The sequence below is a fragment of the Streptomyces sp. NPDC002276 genome, from assembly GCF_053891435.1.
In genome coordinates, this window is record NZ_JBSFCQ010000014.1 from 48,936 (window position 1) to 63,731 (window position 14,796).

15 protein-coding genes are annotated in these 14,796 nt (G+C 71.3%); 8 read left to right on the plus strand and 7 right to left on the minus strand.

What is annotated here, in order from left to right:
- The first annotated feature begins 111 nt into the window (after positions 1 to 111).
- Together ACWIHT_RS31140 and ACWIHT_RS31145 are read left to right on the plus strand one after the other, a co-directional pair.
- On the plus strand, positions 112 to 1,002 hold the full coding sequence (locus ACWIHT_RS31140; protein WP_456171607.1) for an NADP-dependent oxidoreductase: 891 nt from the start codon (positions 112 to 114) through the stop codon (positions 1,000 to 1,002).
- A gap of 333 nt (positions 1,003 to 1,335) precedes the next feature.
- Complete coding sequence (locus ACWIHT_RS31145) at positions 1,336 to 1,878, plus strand: hypothetical protein (protein WP_456171608.1); 543 nt, start codon at positions 1,336 to 1,338, stop codon at positions 1,876 to 1,878.
- Here ACWIHT_RS31145 and ACWIHT_RS31150 read toward each other — a convergent pair.
- From ACWIHT_RS31150 to ACWIHT_RS31165, 4 genes are all read right to left on the minus strand, one after another.
- Positions 1,862 to 2,578, minus strand: coding sequence for a response regulator transcription factor (locus ACWIHT_RS31150; protein WP_456171609.1), 717 nt, complete (start codon positions 2,576 to 2,578; stop codon positions 1,862 to 1,864). The genes ACWIHT_RS31145 and ACWIHT_RS31150 overlap by 17 nt on opposite strands.
- Positions 2,575 to 3,768, minus strand: a complete 1,194-nt coding sequence (locus ACWIHT_RS31155; RefSeq protein WP_456171610.1) for a sensor histidine kinase — start codon at positions 3,766 to 3,768, stop codon at positions 2,575 to 2,577. Before ACWIHT_RS31155 ends, ACWIHT_RS31150 begins: the two co-directional genes overlap by 4 nt.
- Before the next feature lie 91 nt (positions 3,769 to 3,859).
- The gene (locus ACWIHT_RS31160; RefSeq protein ID WP_456171611.1) at positions 3,860 to 5,284 is read right to left on the minus strand and encodes an MFS transporter; all 1,425 of its coding nucleotides are present in this window, start codon (positions 5,282 to 5,284) and stop codon (positions 3,860 to 3,862) included.
- Positions 5,285 to 5,343: 59 nt separating this feature from the next.
- Positions 5,344 to 6,171: an AraC family transcriptional regulator gene (locus ACWIHT_RS31165; RefSeq protein WP_456171612.1), complete on the minus strand. Its 828-nt coding sequence runs from the start codon at positions 6,169 to 6,171 to the stop codon at positions 5,344 to 5,346.
- A 104-nt stretch (positions 6,172 to 6,275) separates the two neighbouring features.
- Between ACWIHT_RS31165 and ACWIHT_RS31170 the strand changes: the two genes are divergently transcribed.
- From ACWIHT_RS31170 to ACWIHT_RS31190, 5 genes are all read left to right on the plus strand, one after another.
- Complete coding sequence (locus tag ACWIHT_RS31170; RefSeq protein WP_456171613.1) at positions 6,276 to 7,376, plus strand: LLM class flavin-dependent oxidoreductase; 1,101 nt, start codon at positions 6,276 to 6,278, stop codon at positions 7,374 to 7,376.
- Positions 7,373 to 7,969, plus strand: coding sequence for an FMN reductase (locus tag ACWIHT_RS31175; RefSeq protein ID WP_456171614.1), 597 nt, complete (start codon positions 7,373 to 7,375; stop codon positions 7,967 to 7,969). The genes ACWIHT_RS31170 and ACWIHT_RS31175 overlap by 4 nt, the downstream gene beginning before the upstream one ends.
- Before the next feature lie 141 nt (positions 7,970 to 8,110).
- The gene (locus ACWIHT_RS31180; RefSeq protein ID WP_456171615.1) at positions 8,111 to 8,887 is read left to right on the plus strand and encodes a response regulator transcription factor; all 777 of its coding nucleotides are present in this window, start codon (positions 8,111 to 8,113) and stop codon (positions 8,885 to 8,887) included.
- Positions 8,888 to 10,339 (plus strand): ATP-binding protein, encoded by a 1,452-nt coding sequence (locus tag ACWIHT_RS31185; protein WP_456171616.1) that lies wholly within the window; start codon positions 8,888 to 8,890, stop codon positions 10,337 to 10,339.
- Entirely contained in the window at positions 10,326 to 11,096 is a 771-nt protein-coding gene (locus ACWIHT_RS31190; RefSeq protein WP_456171618.1) for a GNAT family N-acetyltransferase, read from the plus strand. Before ACWIHT_RS31185 ends, ACWIHT_RS31190 begins: the two co-directional genes overlap by 14 nt.
- A 33-nt stretch (positions 11,097 to 11,129) precedes the next feature.
- Here ACWIHT_RS31190 and ACWIHT_RS31195 read toward each other — a convergent pair whose 3' ends face one another.
- Both ACWIHT_RS31195 and ACWIHT_RS31200 read right to left on the minus strand, forming a co-directional pair.
- Positions 11,130 to 12,500: a histidine-type phosphatase gene (locus ACWIHT_RS31195; RefSeq protein WP_456171619.1), complete on the minus strand. Its 1,371-nt coding sequence runs from the start codon at positions 12,498 to 12,500 to the stop codon at positions 11,130 to 11,132.
- Positions 12,501 to 12,557: 57 nt separating this feature from the next.
- Positions 12,558 to 12,728, minus strand: a complete 171-nt coding sequence (locus tag ACWIHT_RS31200) for a hypothetical protein (protein WP_456171620.1) — start codon at positions 12,726 to 12,728, stop codon at positions 12,558 to 12,560.
- A 260-nt stretch (positions 12,729 to 12,988) separates the two neighbouring features.
- Between ACWIHT_RS31200 and ACWIHT_RS31205 the strand changes: the two genes are divergently transcribed.
- Complete coding sequence (locus tag ACWIHT_RS31205; protein WP_456171621.1) at positions 12,989 to 13,705, plus strand: GPP34 family phosphoprotein; 717 nt, start codon at positions 12,989 to 12,991, stop codon at positions 13,703 to 13,705.
- A 7-nt stretch (positions 13,706 to 13,712) separates the two neighbouring features.
- Here the strand turns inward: ACWIHT_RS31205 and ACWIHT_RS31210 are convergent, their stop codons facing one another.
- Positions 13,713 to 14,531 carry an SAM-dependent methyltransferase gene (locus ACWIHT_RS31210; protein ID WP_456171622.1) on the minus strand — a complete coding sequence of 273 codons (819 nt, stop codon included), beginning with the start codon at positions 14,529 to 14,531 and terminating at the stop codon, positions 13,713 to 13,715.
- Between the last annotated feature and the right edge of the window lie 265 nt (positions 14,532 to 14,796).

A 14,796-nucleotide genomic window follows, 5' to 3' on the forward strand; every position in this document is an offset into this window, starting at 1 on the left:
GTAGGTACGCACCTACAGGTAACTACTTCCCGTTGGATAGTAGCTCTTCCTAGGGTTGTCGACAGCTGAGGAGATACCGAAGCGAACACCCCATACGAGGAGCTGTCCGGCATGCGTGCTGTAGTGGTGACGACGTTCGGCGGGCCCGACGCGGTTCGGGTCGTGGAGACGGAAATTCCCGAGCCGGGCGCCCGGCAGGTGCGGATCAAGGTCGCGGCGGCCGCGCTCAACCCGGTGGACGCCGGAGTGCGCGCGGGCGCGTTCGGGGGCGCGGGCAAGCGGCTCGGATTCGGCTGGGACGTAGCCGGGACGGTGGACGCGACCGGCGTCGCCACCGCGTGGCAGCCCGGCGACGAGGTGGTCGCCCTGCACTACGGCATGGTCAAGCCGCTGGGCACGCACGCCGAGTACGTCGTCGTCGACGCGGACGCGGTGGCGAAGGCGCCGGAGGGCGTGGACGCGGTGCACGCCGCCACCCTCCCGCTGAACGCCCTGACCGCCGTACAGGCCCTGGATCTACTGGAGTTGACGCCGGGTCAGACGCTGTTGGTGACCGGTGCGGCGGGGGCCGTCGGCGGCTTCGCCGTCCAACTCGCGGCGCAGCGCGGGGTGTTGGTGACCGGGCTCGCCCGCGCCGGTGACGAGGAGTTCGTACGGGCCCTGGGCGCCGCCGAGTTCACGAGCGAGGGCGTGCCGCCGGGGAGCGTCGACGCGGTGCTGGACGCGGCGGTCCTCGGGGAACGGGCGCTGGCGTGGGTGCGGGACGGGGGCGTGTTCACCGGGGTGATTCCGCAGGCCGCGCCGGTCCCGGAGCGCGGGGTGCGGACCGGGGCGGTGGAGGTGAGCGCGGACGGCGCCCGGCTCGCCGAGCTGGTCGCCCTGGTGGAGAAGGGCGTACTGACGCTGCGGGTGGCGGACACGTACCCCCTCGCGGACGCGTCCGGGGCGCACGCGCGACTCGCGGAGGGCGGGGTGCGGGGGCGGCTGGTGCTGGTGCCGTAGGGGATTCGGTCCGGGATTCGGTCCGGGATCTGGTTCGGGGTCTGGTTCGGGATTCGGTCCGGGATCCGGTTCGGGATTCGGTCCCCATGGTCTCCGTGCGGTGCCCGGTCCGGGATTCGGTCCCGATGGTTTCCGTGCGGTGTCCGGCGTCCGGTGTTCGTCTCCTCGTTCCCTGGCACCCGGCCCCCGAGTTGCCCCTAGGGGAAGGCTCCACCCTGCGTCTCCACCCGGATTTCCACCCGTGGGTCCGGGAGCTTTTCCGGTTTCGGCGGGAGAGTCGATCTCAGAAAACGCGTGGCGGGGCGACCGCCGGAGACCGAGGAGTGGGACGTCATGACGGACATGGAGCAGGCGCTGACGATCAGCGGGGGCATCTTCGCGGTGATGATGCTGACGCAGTACGGGCGCCGGAAGTACGACCTGCACAAGGTGCTGATGCCGATCGGCACGGTGTCCGCGGTCGGCTACTTCTATCTGAAGGGGACGCCCACCCAGACCGTCGACATCGTGGTCTATCTGGTGGGTGCCGCGATCGGGCTCGCCTGCGGTGTCGTCGCCACGTTCACCACCGGTGTGGAGCGCGACCCGGCCTCGGGCAAGGTCCACACCCGCTGCGGCGCGGGTTTCGTGGCGATCTGGACGGCGGTGGTCGGCCTGCGCATAGCCTTCATCTACCTCGCCGAGCACAACACCTGGTTCCGCGACCACCTCGGCACGTTCATGGCGGAGCACCACATAGTCCAGGACGCCATCGCACCGTTCTTCGTCATCATGGCGCTGGCCATGGTCCTCACCCGGGTGTTCCTGCTCCTGGCCCGCGTACGCCTCCTGGCACCGGCCAGGGCCCAGGGGCCGGCCCTCACCCGGGTGTCTTGACCAGTCCGTGGATGAACGCGTACTTCACGGCATGCGCCCGGTCCCGCAGATGAGCCTTGGAGAAGAGGTTGTTGATATGGGTCTTCACCGTGGCCTCGCTCACCACCAGCCGCTCGGCGATGCCCCGGTTGGTGAGCCCCTCACCGATCAGCGTGAGCACCTCCACCTCCCGGGGGGTGAGGTCCGGGGCGAGTCCGCTGCCCGGCCGCTCGACGGGGGCACCGCCCCGCGCGGCGGCGGCGACGAGCCGGTCCCGTACGGCGGGGTCGAGCACGGACTGCCCGGCCGCCGCGGCCCGCACCGCGCGGGTGATGTCCTCCCGGCCGGACTCCTTGGTCAGGTAACCGCGGGCACCGGCACCGAGCGCGGCGAGGATGTACTCCTCGTCGGCGAAGGTGGTGAGCACCACCACGGCGACCCCGGGGAAGCGCTCGCCGATCAGCCGGGTGGCCTCCACCCCGTCCATCCGGGGCATGTTGAGATCCATCAGGATCACATCGGGCGCGTGCTCCTCGGCCGCCCGCACGGCCTCCCCGCCGTCCCTGGCGGTCGCCACGACCTCCACACCGGACTGAAGATCCAGCACGGTCGCCAGCGCCTCGCGCACGGCGGTCTGATCGTCGGCCACAACTACCCTTACCGTGGGCTGCCGTTCGCCCGGTCCCGGTCCCTGCATCTGCCCCTGCCGCTCGTCGCTCATCCCGGGATCACCACGCGCACTCGCCAGCCTCCACTGTCGTCGCCGTCCACGATCGGCCCGGCCGTCACCGTGCCGCCCACCAGGTCGAGCCGCTCACGCATCCCGACAAGACCCATCCCGCTCCCCGCCCCGGCCAACGGCCGCGAGCCCTCCGGCGGCGCGGAGTTCACCACTTCGAAGACGATCCCCTCGGGCCGCTGTACCGGCTGTGCCGACTGTTCCGGCCGCTCCGGATACTCCAGGCGCATACGGACCGGGGCGCCGGGCGCGTACTTGTGCGCGTTGGTCAGCGCCTCCTGGGCGCAGCGCACGATCACCTGGGCGAGGCGGACGGGCAGTTCACGCCGCGTCCCGTCGACGGTCAGCGTACCGGCGTCGGAGGCGGACGCGAGCAGCGAGCGCAGGGTCTCCACCAGCGGCAGCGCGTCCTCGCGCAGGTCCCCGACCGTGCGCTGCACCTCGGTCAGCCCCGAGCGGACCAGGCTCTGCGCCCGCTGGGCCGCCTGCCGGGCCCGGTCGATGTCACCGGACTCCAACAGGGCGTCGGTGACCTCCAGTTGCATGTTCACCCCGGCCAGCGAGTGGGCCAGTACGTCGTGCACGTCCCGGGCGATCCGGGCCCGCTCGGCGAGCGCCTCCGCCCGTGCCTCGGCCCGCGCGGCCAGCTCGGCCTGCTCGGCGGCGGCCCGCGCGGAGCGCAACGCGTCGGTGTGGGCGCGGTTGGAGATACCGACCAGCACGCTGACACCGGTGAAGGCGCCCACGATCCACGAGGTGCCGTGGGCGCCCCACGGCAGCAGCAGTACACCGGCGCACAGGGCGCTGGTGGCCGCCGCGAAGGGCAGTGAGCGGCGGCTGTCGAGGCGGTATCCGGCGTGGCCGGTGGCGAAGTACGCGAACAGCGCCGAGGCCCCCGAGCGGTCCAGGCCCATCAGCGCGGCGGCCCCCGCCGACCAGGCGCACAGCACCGCGAGCTGTACGCCCGGTGAGAACCGGCCCTCGGGGATGAGCCGGGTGCACAGCAGCAGCGACACCAGGACGAGCAGACACAGCACGGCGAGCCCGGTACCGGACGTCCCGGTCGGGCGCACGGTGACCGCGCCGACGGTGACGGCGGCCGCGGTGCCGAAGATCTGGACGGGGTTGTTGTCCGCGGTGGACCAGCGGACCAGGGCCTGAGTTCGTTTCACCGCGGCTCTCTTCTCCCTCCCGTCCGGATCGCTTTCCGCTGCTGTCCGGCCGCTGCGAAAGCTACCAGCGTGCGGGTGCGCCCGTCGGCGGTCAGTGACCATGGTCCTCCGGCGCGGTGCGGGGCAGCAGCCGTACGAGACACAGGCACAGGGCGACGGCCGCGCCGACCACGGCGAGGCTCACGAGCAGGGCATGCGTGGCACCGCCGCCGACCGCCTTGAAATACACGGTCGTCACCGCCGCCGCCCCGATCGCGTTGGCCAGCTGCTGCACCGCGTTGAGGGAACCGCTCGCGCTGCCCGCCTCGGCCGGTTCGATGTCGCCGATGGTGACGTCGTAGACCGTGCCGAAGCAGGTGCCCATACCGAGCCCGACAAGAAGGAGAGGCGGCACGAGAGCCCAACCACCCAACCCCGTCCCGTAGTTGGCGACCAGTGCGGCGAGGCAGCCGCAGCCCGCCAGGATGATCAGGAGTCCCGTGGCGGCGAGCCGGCGGCCGAAGCGGTGGACGAGCCGGTAGCAGGCGATCGACGCGACGACGATTCCGGCGGAGAGGGGGATCAGGCCGAGCGCGGTGCCCGCGGGGGAGCGGCCGAGGCCCTGTTGGAGGTAGAGGGAGATGACGTAGAGGAGTCCGGCGACCGCGGCGAAGACGACGACACCGAGGAGCAGGCCGGTGGTGAAGCCCCGGTTGTGGAGGAGCGAGGGCCTGATGAGCGGTTGGGGTGCGGTGCGCTGGCGGTGGCAGAACCCGGCGAACAGGGCGAGGCCGAGCAGCAGGAGGGCGGGGGCGCGTCCCGTCCAGCCGTGCTGCGAGCCGTCGATGAGCCCGCCGAGCAGACCGAGCATCGCACCGGCGATCAGTGCCGAGCCCGGGCCGTCGACGGGGGCGGTGCCCTCGCCGGAGTCGCGGGGGAGGAGTCGTAGGGCGGCGAGCAGGGCGGCGCCGCCGAGGAGGAGGTTGATGAGGAACATGGACCGCCAGCCGAGGCCGCCGATGTCGGCGTCCACGAGAAACCCGGCGAGGACGGGCCCGCCCACCGCCGACAGCCCCATCACCGGCCCGAACAGGCTGAACGCCTCGCCGATCTGGTCCCGGGGCCAGCTCGCGCCGAGGATGCCGAAGCCCTGCGGGATCACCAGCGCCCCGAAGGCGCCCTGGATCAGCCGGGCGACCACGAGACAGGCGGGACCGGGGGCGAGCCCGCAGGCCAGGGAGGCGGCGACGAACCCGGCGAGCCCGACGAGGAAGAGCCGCCGCCGGCCGTACCGGTCGCCGAGCCGTCCGCCGGGGACGAGGAGCACACCGAGAGCGAGGGCGTAGGAGGCGCCGAGCCACTGGACGAGGCCGGGGCCGCCGCCCAGGTCCCGGGTGATGGTCGGGGCGGCGATGTTGGTGATCGTCGAGTCGAGGAGGTCCAGGACGTCGGCGGCGAGGACCACGGCGAGGATCGCCCAGCGGGTGCGGGCGGGGAGGTGTTGGGCATCAGTTGTGTTGCGCAGTATCTGTGTCACGCAGATAAATATCCGAGAGGCGGCCCGCGCCGGTCAACCGGATAAAGGGGGAGACGAGGTCAGCGCACGCCCTGCACGCCCTGCGCGCCCTGTGCGTACGCCGTCGGAGACACGCCGACCGTCGTCGTGAAGTCGCGGACCAGGTGGGCCTGGTCGGCGTAGCCCAGGTCGGCGGCGAGGCCCGCCCAGTCCACGGGCTCGTCGGCGCCCGCGCGCTCCAGGGCCTCGTGGATGCGGTAGCGCAGGATGACCCACTTGGGGCCGACGCCGACGTAGGCGGCGAAGAGGCGCTGGAGCAGTCGCACGGACAGGCCCTCGGCGCGGGCGAAGTCGGTGACGCGGCGGATCGTGCGGTCGGTGCGGATGCGGTCGACGAGGGTGGTGGCCAGTTCGGCCTGCGGGTCCGGGCGTGGGTCGAGGGCCAGCAGGAAGGTGTCGAGCGCGGCGACGCGGGCGGTGTCGTCGGCGAGGTCGAGGACGGTGGCGGGGTCCGTTTCCGGGAACACCTCGGGCTGCCGTACCCGCGCGCCCGTCCACTCCGACACCGGGCGGTCGGGGGCGACGGCGACGGCCCGGAAGGCGCCGGGGCGGAACTTGATGCCGCAGACCCGTCCCCGTCCCTCCAGTTTCTGGGCGAAGAGGCCGTGGGGGATGCCCGCGATCTCGACGAAGGCGTCCTCGCCGGCCAGTCGCTGGAAGACGATGTGCACGGCCGGGTGCGGGACGACGTGGGAGACGTAGGGCTCGATGAGGTCCCAGTCGATCAGCCAGTAGTGCTCGACGTAGGGGCGGAGGGGCGGGGCCGGTTCGGGGCGGCGGAAGCGGACGCGCGTGAGGAGTTCGGCGGGGTCGACGATTCCTCGGGTGTCACGGCGTGCGGCGGCCATGTACGGATCGTAGAACCGCCCACTGACAGTGCGCGGAATATGTGTGAGGGGGTGGCCGTTGGGGGGTATAGTTGAATAATCAACAACCTGGAGGGTGAACGACCATGCAGTTCGGGATCTTCAGCGTCGGCGACGTCACACCGGACCCGACCACCGGACGGACGCCGACCGAGCGTGAGCGCATCAAGGCCATGGTCGCCATCGCGCTGAAGGCCGAGGAGGTCGGACTCGACGTCTTCGCGACCGGCGAGCACCACAACCCGCCCTTCGTGCCCTCGTCCCCGACGACGATGCTCGGCTACATCGCCGCGCGGACCGAGAAGCTGATCCTCTCCACCTCCACCACCCTCATCACCACCAACGACCCGGTGAAGATCGCCGAGGACTTCGCGATGCTCCAGCACCTGGCCGACGGCCGGGTCGACCTGATGATGGGCCGCGGCAACACCGGCCCGGTCTACCCCTGGTTCGGGCAGGACATCCGCCAGGGCATCAACCTCGCCATCGAGAACTACGCCCTGCTGCGCCGCCTGTGGCGCGAGGACGTCGTGAACTGGGAGGGCAAGTTCCGCTCGCCGCTCCAGGGCTTCACGTCCACGCCCCGCCCGCTGGACGACGTACCGCCGTTCGTCTGGCACGGCTCGATCCGCAGCCCCGAGATCGCCGAACAGGCGGCCTTCTACGGCGACGGCTTCTTCCACAACAACATCTTCTGGCCGGCCGACCACACCAAGCGGATGGTCGAGCTGTACCGGGAGCGGTACGCGCACTACGGCCACGGCACGGCGGAACAGGCCATCGTCGGGCTCGGCGGCCAGGTCTTCATGCGGCGCAACTCCCAGGACGCGGTGCGCGAGTTCCGCCCGTACTTCGACAACGCGCCGGTCTACGGCCACGGGCCCTCCCTGGAGGACTTCACCGACCAGACCCCGCTGACGGTCGGCTCCCCGCAGGAGGTCATCGAGAAGACCCTCGCGTTCCGGGAGTACGCCGGTGACTACCAGCGCCAGCTGTTCCTGCTCGACCACGCCGGGCTGCCGCTCAAGACCGTCCTGGAGCAGCTCGACCTGCTGGGCGAGGAGGTCGTACCGGTGCTGCGCAAGGAGTTCGCGGTGAACCGCCCGGCGGACGTGCCGGAGGCGCCGACCCATCAGTCGCTGAAGTCGGCCAAGGCCGCCGCATCGGAAGAGGTGACCGTCGCATGAAGCTCGTAGTCGTCTCGGCGGGGCTGAGCGTCCCGTCGTCCACGAGGCTGCTGGCCGACCGGCTGGCGGCGGCGGTGGACCGCAGGGCCCCCGTCGACATCCAGGTCGTGGAACTGCGCGACCTCGCCGTGGAGATAGCGCACAACTTCACCAACGGCTTCCCCGGCCGTTCCCTCGCCGCCGCGCTGGACGCGGTGACGGAGGCGGACGGGCTGATCGCCGTCACCCCGGTGTTCTCGGCGTCGTACAGCGGGCTGTTCAAGTCGTTCTTCGACGTCCTCGACAAGGACGCGCTGGCCGGAAAGCCGGTGCTGATCGCGGCGACGGGCGGCAGCGCGCGCCACTCCCTGGTACTCGAACACGCCCTCCGCCCGCTCTTCGCCCACCTCCGGGCCGTGGTCGTCCCGACCGGGGTCTACGCCGCCTTCGAGGACTGGGGCGCGGAGGGCCTGCCGGAGCGGATCGACCGGGCGGCGGGGGAGCTGGGGGCGTTGATGACGGGCCTGTCGACGCCCCGCCCGGCGAGCAAGCCGACGGTCGTCCCGTTCACCGATCAACTAGCGGCACTGAATATCAGCCCGTCCGGCGTTTGAGGACGGCGGGGCACCCGACCGTGAGAAGACGGTAGGAGCTAAACCCAGGTTGCGTCCACCACGGTGAGAGCCAGGTAAAAAGGGTGATCGTAGACCTGCCCCCACCGGTCAACCGCCGGAGGCCTTGGCACACTGGGGGACGTGCCCCAGACTGTGCTGCTCGCCGAAGACGACCGTGCCATCCGTCATGCCCTGGAGCGGGCCCTGACCCTGGAGGGCTACCAGGTGACCGCGGTCGCCGACGGTGTCGAGGCGCTCGCGCAGGCCCACCGCACGCCACCGGACGTGCTGCTTCTCGACGTGATGATGCCCGGCATCGACGGCCTCCAGGTCTGCCGGGTCCTGCGCGCCGAGGGCGACCGCACCCCGATCCTGATGCTGACCGCCCTCGTGGAGACCGCCGACCGCATCGCGGGCCTGGACGCGGGCGCCGACGACTACGTGGTGAAGCCCTTCGACGTCGAGGAGGTCTTCGCGAGGCTGCGCGCCCTGCTCCGCCGCACCAGCCCGGTCCCGGCGAACGGCGTCCCGGGACCGTCCGGCGGCCTGGGCGCGTCCGGCACCTCCGCCGACGTACTCAAGGGGGACCCGCAGTCGTCGCCGTTCGCCGCCTCCGACAAGCAGATCTCGGCGGCCGGTCTGCGCATGGACCTCCAGGCCCGCCGCGTCTGGCGCGCGGAGCGTGAACTGGAGCTGACCCGGACCGAGTTCGAGCTCCTCGAACTGCTGGTCCGCAACGCGGGCATCGTCCTCGACCACTCCACCATCTACGACCGCATCTGGGGCTACGACTTCGGCCCCGGCTCCAAGAACCTCGCCGTCTACGTCGGCTATCTGCGCCGCAAGCTCGACGAGCCCGGCGCACCGCAGCTGATCCACACGGTGCGTGGCGTGGGTTACGTGCTGCGGGAGGACTGAGTGGGCCGCCTGCGGCGGCTGGTCGCCGCCCGGCGGCCGAGACTTGCCTCGCTCCGTACGACCTTCGTGCTGTCCTTCGCGGCGGTGACCGCGGCCGTCACCCTCCTCGTCGGCGTGCTGTCCTACGGCGCGGCGGCCCGGCTGGTCCGTGTCGACCAGGAGTCCGTGTTCGACCAGGTCGTACAGGACTTGCAGGACGAGGTGCGCACGCACCAGATGACGCCCGACGACTTCTCCTCCTCCGCGCCGGGCCACGACATCGTGCGCCCGGCCCGTACGGATGTGCAGGTGCTCGGGCCGGCCGGCGGTGTCCTCGACAGCGGCAGCCCCGCGCTGCCCGTCACCGGTGACGACCGGGCCGTAGCGGGCGAGAAGGTGGCCGGGAAGACGGTCGAGCACAAGGACGTCGCCGTCGCCGAGGACGTGTACCGCATCGCGACCGTGTCGCTGGGCCGCGGGCAGGGGGCGGTGCAGGTGGCGCAGGAGTTCAGCGACACCGAGGATCTGCTGCGGGCGCTGCAACAGCGGACGTTCGTGCTGATGGCGGCGGTCGTGGTGCTGGCCGGGCTGTGCGGCTGGTGGCTGGCCCGGCGCATCACCCGGCGCCTGATCATCCTCACGGCGGCGGCCGAGGACGTGGCCCGCACCCGCCGCCTCGGCGTGCAGGTCCCGGTCACCGGCTACGACGAAGTCGGCCGCCTGGGCCGGGCGTTCGACCGGATGCTCGGCCGGCTCGCGCAGTCGGAGGAGGACCAGCGCCGCCTGATCCAGGACGCGGGCCACGAACTCCGCACCCCCCTCACGTCGTTGCGCACGAACATCTCCCTGCTCCGCCGCATGGACGAACTGCCGCCCGGGACCCGCGAGGAACTGGTCGCCGACCTCTCGCAGGAGGCCCGCGAACTCACCGACCTGGTCAACGAGTTGGTGGACCTGGCGGCGGGCCAGTCCGACACCGAACCGCCCCAGCAGGTCGACCTCGCGGACATCGCGGAGGACGTGGCGGTGCTGGCCCGCCGCCGTACCGGCCGCGACATCACCGTCCGCGCGAGCGGCGACACGACCACCGACGGCCGCCCCGGCATGCTCCAGCGCGCGATCTCCAACCTGGTCGAGAACGCGGCCAAGTTCGACCGCGCGGGCCAGACCCCGATCGAGATCGCGGTCTCCGGCCCCGCCCGCCCCGGCACGGTCCGAGTCGAAGTCCTCGACCGGGGCCCCGGAGTCTCCGAAACCGACCTCTTCCGCATCTTCGACCGCTTCTACCGCGCCGCCGACGCCCGTTCCCTCCCCGGCTCGGGCCTCGGCCTCTCCATCGTCCGCGAGGTGGCCCTCGCCCACGCCGGAGCCCCCTTCGCGCTACGACGGGAGGGCGGCGGCGCGGTCATCGGATTCACGGTCGGGGGAGTGGTCGAACCGCGTGCGGGAGCGGGCGTACGTGGCCGGGGCTGACGGGCTTCCCGGCGACGCCGCCGGCCATCTGCTCTGGGCCGCACAACTCCGCCCCGACGGCCGCCCCGGCCCCGGCGTCCGCGTCTTCCGGCACCGCTCGGCGACCGCCGTGGCCAGCCCCGGACTGTCCGGGCGGGACCGGATCGCGGTCGACGGGGAGGCGGACGACGCGATCGTTCTCGTACGGGACGGAGTGCTGGCGGAGGTCGGGCCGGGCCACCGCCCGTTCGGGGACGCGGAGTTGATCGACGCGGTGGTCCGGGGGACACCCGGGCTCGTGGCCGCCGGTGGCCCCGGGTTCCTGTGGATGGAGACGGCGGAGCCGCCCCAGCCCGCTGTCCCGGAGGGCGTGCGGTGGCTCGACGCGGCGGGGGAGCGGGCGGCGGCGGCCCTCTTCGAGGACTCGTTCCCCGGCTCGTACGCCCGCCCCGGCCGTCCCGGAGTCCGCCGCTGGGCCGGTGTCCACGACCAAGACCCGGACGGTACTGGTGAGTTGCTCGCGGTCGCCGGGGACGCCTGGTCCGGGGCCGGGTGCGGCTTCATGGCCGGGGTCGTGACCCGGCCGGAGGCGCGGGGGCGTGGGCTGGGCGTGGCCGTGGCACGGTTCGTCGTCGACGCGCTGGTACGGGAGTACGGGCGGGCCGCGCTGATGGTGGACGCCGACAACCCGGCCGCGATCGCCGCGTACCGGCGGGCCGGGATGCGGGGCCGGGAGTTCGCGGCGGCGGCCCGCGCCTGGGGGAGCGCGGGGCCGTGACAGGGCTGATACCGATGGTGGTGTCGGCGTTGCTCAGCCGTTGGAGGGCGTGCGGCCGAAGCAGCGCTCCAGCTCGTTCAGGTCGTAGAACTTGCTGCCCTTCGAGACGGGACGGCAGCCCGCCTTGAACGCGGTCTCCTTCTCGTTGTAGAGCATGCGTACGAGGTAGGTGTTGCCCTTGCGGTAGACGTCCCACTGGATGTTCGAGCCGAGCGGGGCGACGGCGGCACCGCGCCAGGAGTTGGAGGCGTAGGTGTACGGCTTGGCCGTGGTGACGCCCTGCGTGCTGCCCGGCAGGCCCATCAGCGCGGCCAGCGGGATGATCTCCTCGGCGTGCGTGAACCGGAGTTCGGCGCCCAGGTCGCTCGTGCCGTCGCGCTTGGCCTCGACCTTCTTGAAGAAGTCGTCGAGCAGGACACCGGCCATCTTGTACGTGATGTCGCTGTCCGCGAAGCCCGGTCCCTTCTCGTAGAAGTCCTCGGCGTCGGAGATGTACCCGAACCAGTCGGCGTCGGCCGCCGAGATGTACCGCTCCATGCCCCAGCCCTTGCCGCCCGGGCTCTCCTCGCTCATCGCGGGGGCGATGGCGTACAGGTTGTAGACGGCGGTGGCGGCCTCGACGTCCGTGCCGATCGACGCGAACTCGCCCGCCGTGATCCGGTCCACGAACGCCGGCTTGAACAGCTTCTTCAGTACGTCACGGGCGGCGCGGTGGGTCTTCGGCTGGTCCGTGATGGAGGTCAGGGTGGTGGCGAGACGCTGGTCGTTGGCGATGTAGTCGCGGTAGGCGGCACCGCCGGCGGCCTTGTGGAAGTAGAGGAGGTCCTTGTCGGTACGGGTCGTACCGATGAGGGAGGTGAGGTCGGGGTCGGTCTGGGCGAGGGCGGCGCCGTAGAGGTTGGCGCTGTCGACGGCCCGCCCCTGCCCCGAACTGACGACGTCGATGGGCTCCTTCTTCTCCGCGATCGTCGCGAAGAGGCTCGGCAGCCGCTTCTCCATCCGGGTGGCGGTGGCCTGGATCTCCGCCTTGCCGCGCGCGCTGAGGTTGCCGTAGCCGATCGTGCTCATGGCGGCTTCGAGGGCCTGCGTCTTGGGCCCGAACTCCCGCCCCTTCGCGGTGAGTTGGCCCTCCGCCTCGGCCTTGTTCCACAGCGCGAGGATGAGGTCGCCGTCCGAACTGTCGGTCGCGGAACGGGACCCGTGCCGGGACACGTTCTCGGTGAAGACGGGGGTGAAACCGGCCGGGGCCTTCTGGTACGAGCGGGAGTTCTGCTCCGGCGTGTACACGGCCTTCGTACCGTAGCTGTCGGTGTGGGCGTTGCCGCCGGGAGCGGCCTGGGCGGCGAACGGGGTGGCCAGCAGCGCGGCCGTGCCGAGGACCGCGGCGAGGGTGACACGTCTCATGAGCCGCATGTTTCGCGGGGGACGTGAACGCCGGGTGCACTGGGAGTGACGTCGGGTTCAGGGCCGTACGGCGCTCTCGGCACTCTCGACCGGGGCGAACAGGTGGGCCATCGCCTGCCAGAGGGGCATGACGCGGGGAGCGGAGCGCGGGGTCCGCCGGGGAGCGGCCGCCGACGGCTGGCCGGTGCGGGTGTTCTTCGTGAGGGAGACGGCGGTGGTGTGCGGCATGGCGGGTTCCTTCCAGCGTCGGTGGGCCGTTGACCTCGGCCCTGGCTCTGACCTTGGCTCTGGCCTTGGCTTTGAGCTTGGCTTTGAGCTTGGCTTTGAGCTTGGCTCTGGCCTTCTGAGATCTACGATCCCGCCGACGGGCCGCCGCCACGAGGGGGTGGGCTGCCGGGTCGGGGGTGTAGGTGGCTCCACCGTCCCGCCCGCGGACGAGGAGGAGGACCGGACCCCGGACGAACCCCCCGTCGTGCAGAATGCACCGCATGTTCGGACCCGCGCCGCTCCAACGCCTGTCCCTGCCCGAGGAGTTCGCCCTGTTGTCGTACGGGGAGAACGGCAGGGTGCCCAACTCCCGTCAGACCGCGGCCGGTTGCGCGGCGGCGGAACTCGGTGAACTGGCCCTGCGGAGAAGACTGTTGGTCAGGCCGAGGAAGACCAGGAAACTAGGCGTCGACATCTACCAGCTCCGCGGCGAGATAGAGCTGTTTCCCAACACACCCCGCATGGGCCTGACTTGGGCGGATGGTCTGCTGGCCGCCCTGTGGACCCGCACCACTGCCCTCACCCCTCGCCCCCTCACGGTGACCCGTTGGCTCAGGGAACGCGGCCGGGAAGCACTCGCACTGCACACGAGTGCCCTCGTCGAGCGAGGCGTACTACGCCAGGGACCCGGCACCCTGCTCACCAGAACACGCCATCGCCCGGACACCGCCCTCCGCACCGCCCTGATCGACGGCGTCCGCGCCGTCCGCGCCGAACGGGTGCCGCTGGACGAACACATGCTGTTCCTCTGTGACTTGCTGGACGGCGCCGACCTGACGAAGGACTTCGGCCTCACCATGACCCGCCCCCAACGCCTCGAACGCGCCCGGGGCATCGGCGCGGCCGGAGCCCTCCCGGAAGCCCTGCGCGACACGAGTACCGTGCTGGGCTTCTCACTGCCGGCCCGGGAGGGCCGGACGATCACAGTCGGCGACTGACTGTCCCTCAACTCCCCTTGCGGGCCACTCCGCCGTAGATGCCGATCGGCGGGGCGTCCGGGTTCGGGGTCTGGTCCGGGCGCCAGTGGGTGACGCGGACCAGGCCCGGGTCCACGAGGGTGAAGTCGCCGAAGAAGTCCAGGACTTGGGCGTGGGTGCGGAGGTTCAGGGTGGCGGTGGCCCGGTTGTAGACGGACGCCGCCTCCTCGCGCTGGTCCTCGTGGACGTCACCGGTGGCGTGCGACAGCACGAGATAGGAACCGGCCGGCAACGCGTCGCGCAGGGTGGCGACGATGCCGTACGGATCCCCGTCGTCGGCGAGGAAGTGCACGACCGCCACCAGCAGTACGGCCACCGGCTGGTCGAAGTCGATGGCCTTGCGGACCTCGGGGTGGTCGAGGATGGCGCGGGGATCGCGCAGGTCGGCCAGGATGACGGAGGTGTCGGTGCCCTCCATGAGGGCCATCGAGTGGGTGCTGACGATCGGGTCGTTGTCGACGTAGACGATCCGGGTGTCCGGGGCGACGGCGTGCGCGATCTGATGCACGTTGGGTTCGGTGGGCAGCCCGGTCCCGATGTCGAGGATCTGCCGCACCCCGCCCTCTTCCACGACGTGCCGGACGGCCCGGTGCATGAAGCGCCGGTTGGCCCGGACACCCTCCCGCACCTCGGGAGCGGCCTTGATGAACTGCTCGGCGGCGTCCCGGTCGACCGGGTAGTTGTCCTTCCCCCCGAGGAAGTAGTCGTACATCCGCGCCGGGTGGGGCTTGCTGGTGTCGATGATCAGTGGCTGGGCGCCACTGCCGTCCCCGCTGGGAGAGGTCATGAGGCCAGGCTCCGTCTTGGTGAGTGGCTGTCAGATCATCATCCTGACACGCCCGCCGACGTCCGGGCGACGACTCGGTCGGATCGGCTCGGACCGGGAATTGACAAAACGGATTTCGATATGTCCTCGATGGATTTCCGGAACCCGCTGCTGTTTCTCTTGAAACAATTGACAGAGGGGGGTCGGTATGGTCCTCGTAACTCCCTCCGGGCATACGGCGGTTCATGGGGAATGGGAATTGACAGAGGTCTGTTGTTTCTCTACG

Bases quoted from the DNA above. Each gene is read 5' to 3' on its own strand.
- ACWIHT_RS31140 (WP_456171607.1), top strand. From the start codon at position 112: ATGCGTGCTGTAGTGGTGACGACGTTCGGCGGGCCCGACGCGGTTCGG.
- ACWIHT_RS31145 (WP_456171608.1), top strand. From the start codon at position 1,336: ATGACGGACATGGAGCAGGCGCTGACGATCAGCGGGGGCATCTTCGCG.
- ACWIHT_RS31150 (WP_456171609.1), bottom strand. From the start codon at position 2,578: ATGAGCGACGAGCGGCAGGGGCAGATGCAGGGACCGGGACCGGGCGAA.
- ACWIHT_RS31165 (WP_456171612.1), bottom strand. From the start codon at position 6,171: ATGGCCGCCGCACGCCGTGACACCCGAGGAATCGTCGACCCCGCCGAA.
- ACWIHT_RS31170 (WP_456171613.1), top strand. From the start codon at position 6,276: ATGCAGTTCGGGATCTTCAGCGTCGGCGACGTCACACCGGACCCGACC.
- ACWIHT_RS31175 (WP_456171614.1), top strand. From the start codon at position 7,373: ATGAAGCTCGTAGTCGTCTCGGCGGGGCTGAGCGTCCCGTCGTCCACG.
- ACWIHT_RS31195 (WP_456171619.1), bottom strand. From the start codon at position 12,500: ATGAGACGTGTCACCCTCGCCGCGGTCCTCGGCACGGCCGCGCTGCTG.
- ACWIHT_RS31200 (WP_456171620.1), bottom strand. From the start codon at position 12,728: ATGCCGCACACCACCGCCGTCTCCCTCACGAAGAACACCCGCACCGGC.
- ACWIHT_RS31205 (WP_456171621.1), top strand. From the start codon at position 12,989: ATGTTCGGACCCGCGCCGCTCCAACGCCTGTCCCTGCCCGAGGAGTTC.
- ACWIHT_RS31210 (WP_456171622.1), bottom strand. From the start codon at position 14,531: ATGACCTCTCCCAGCGGGGACGGCAGTGGCGCCCAGCCACTGATCATC.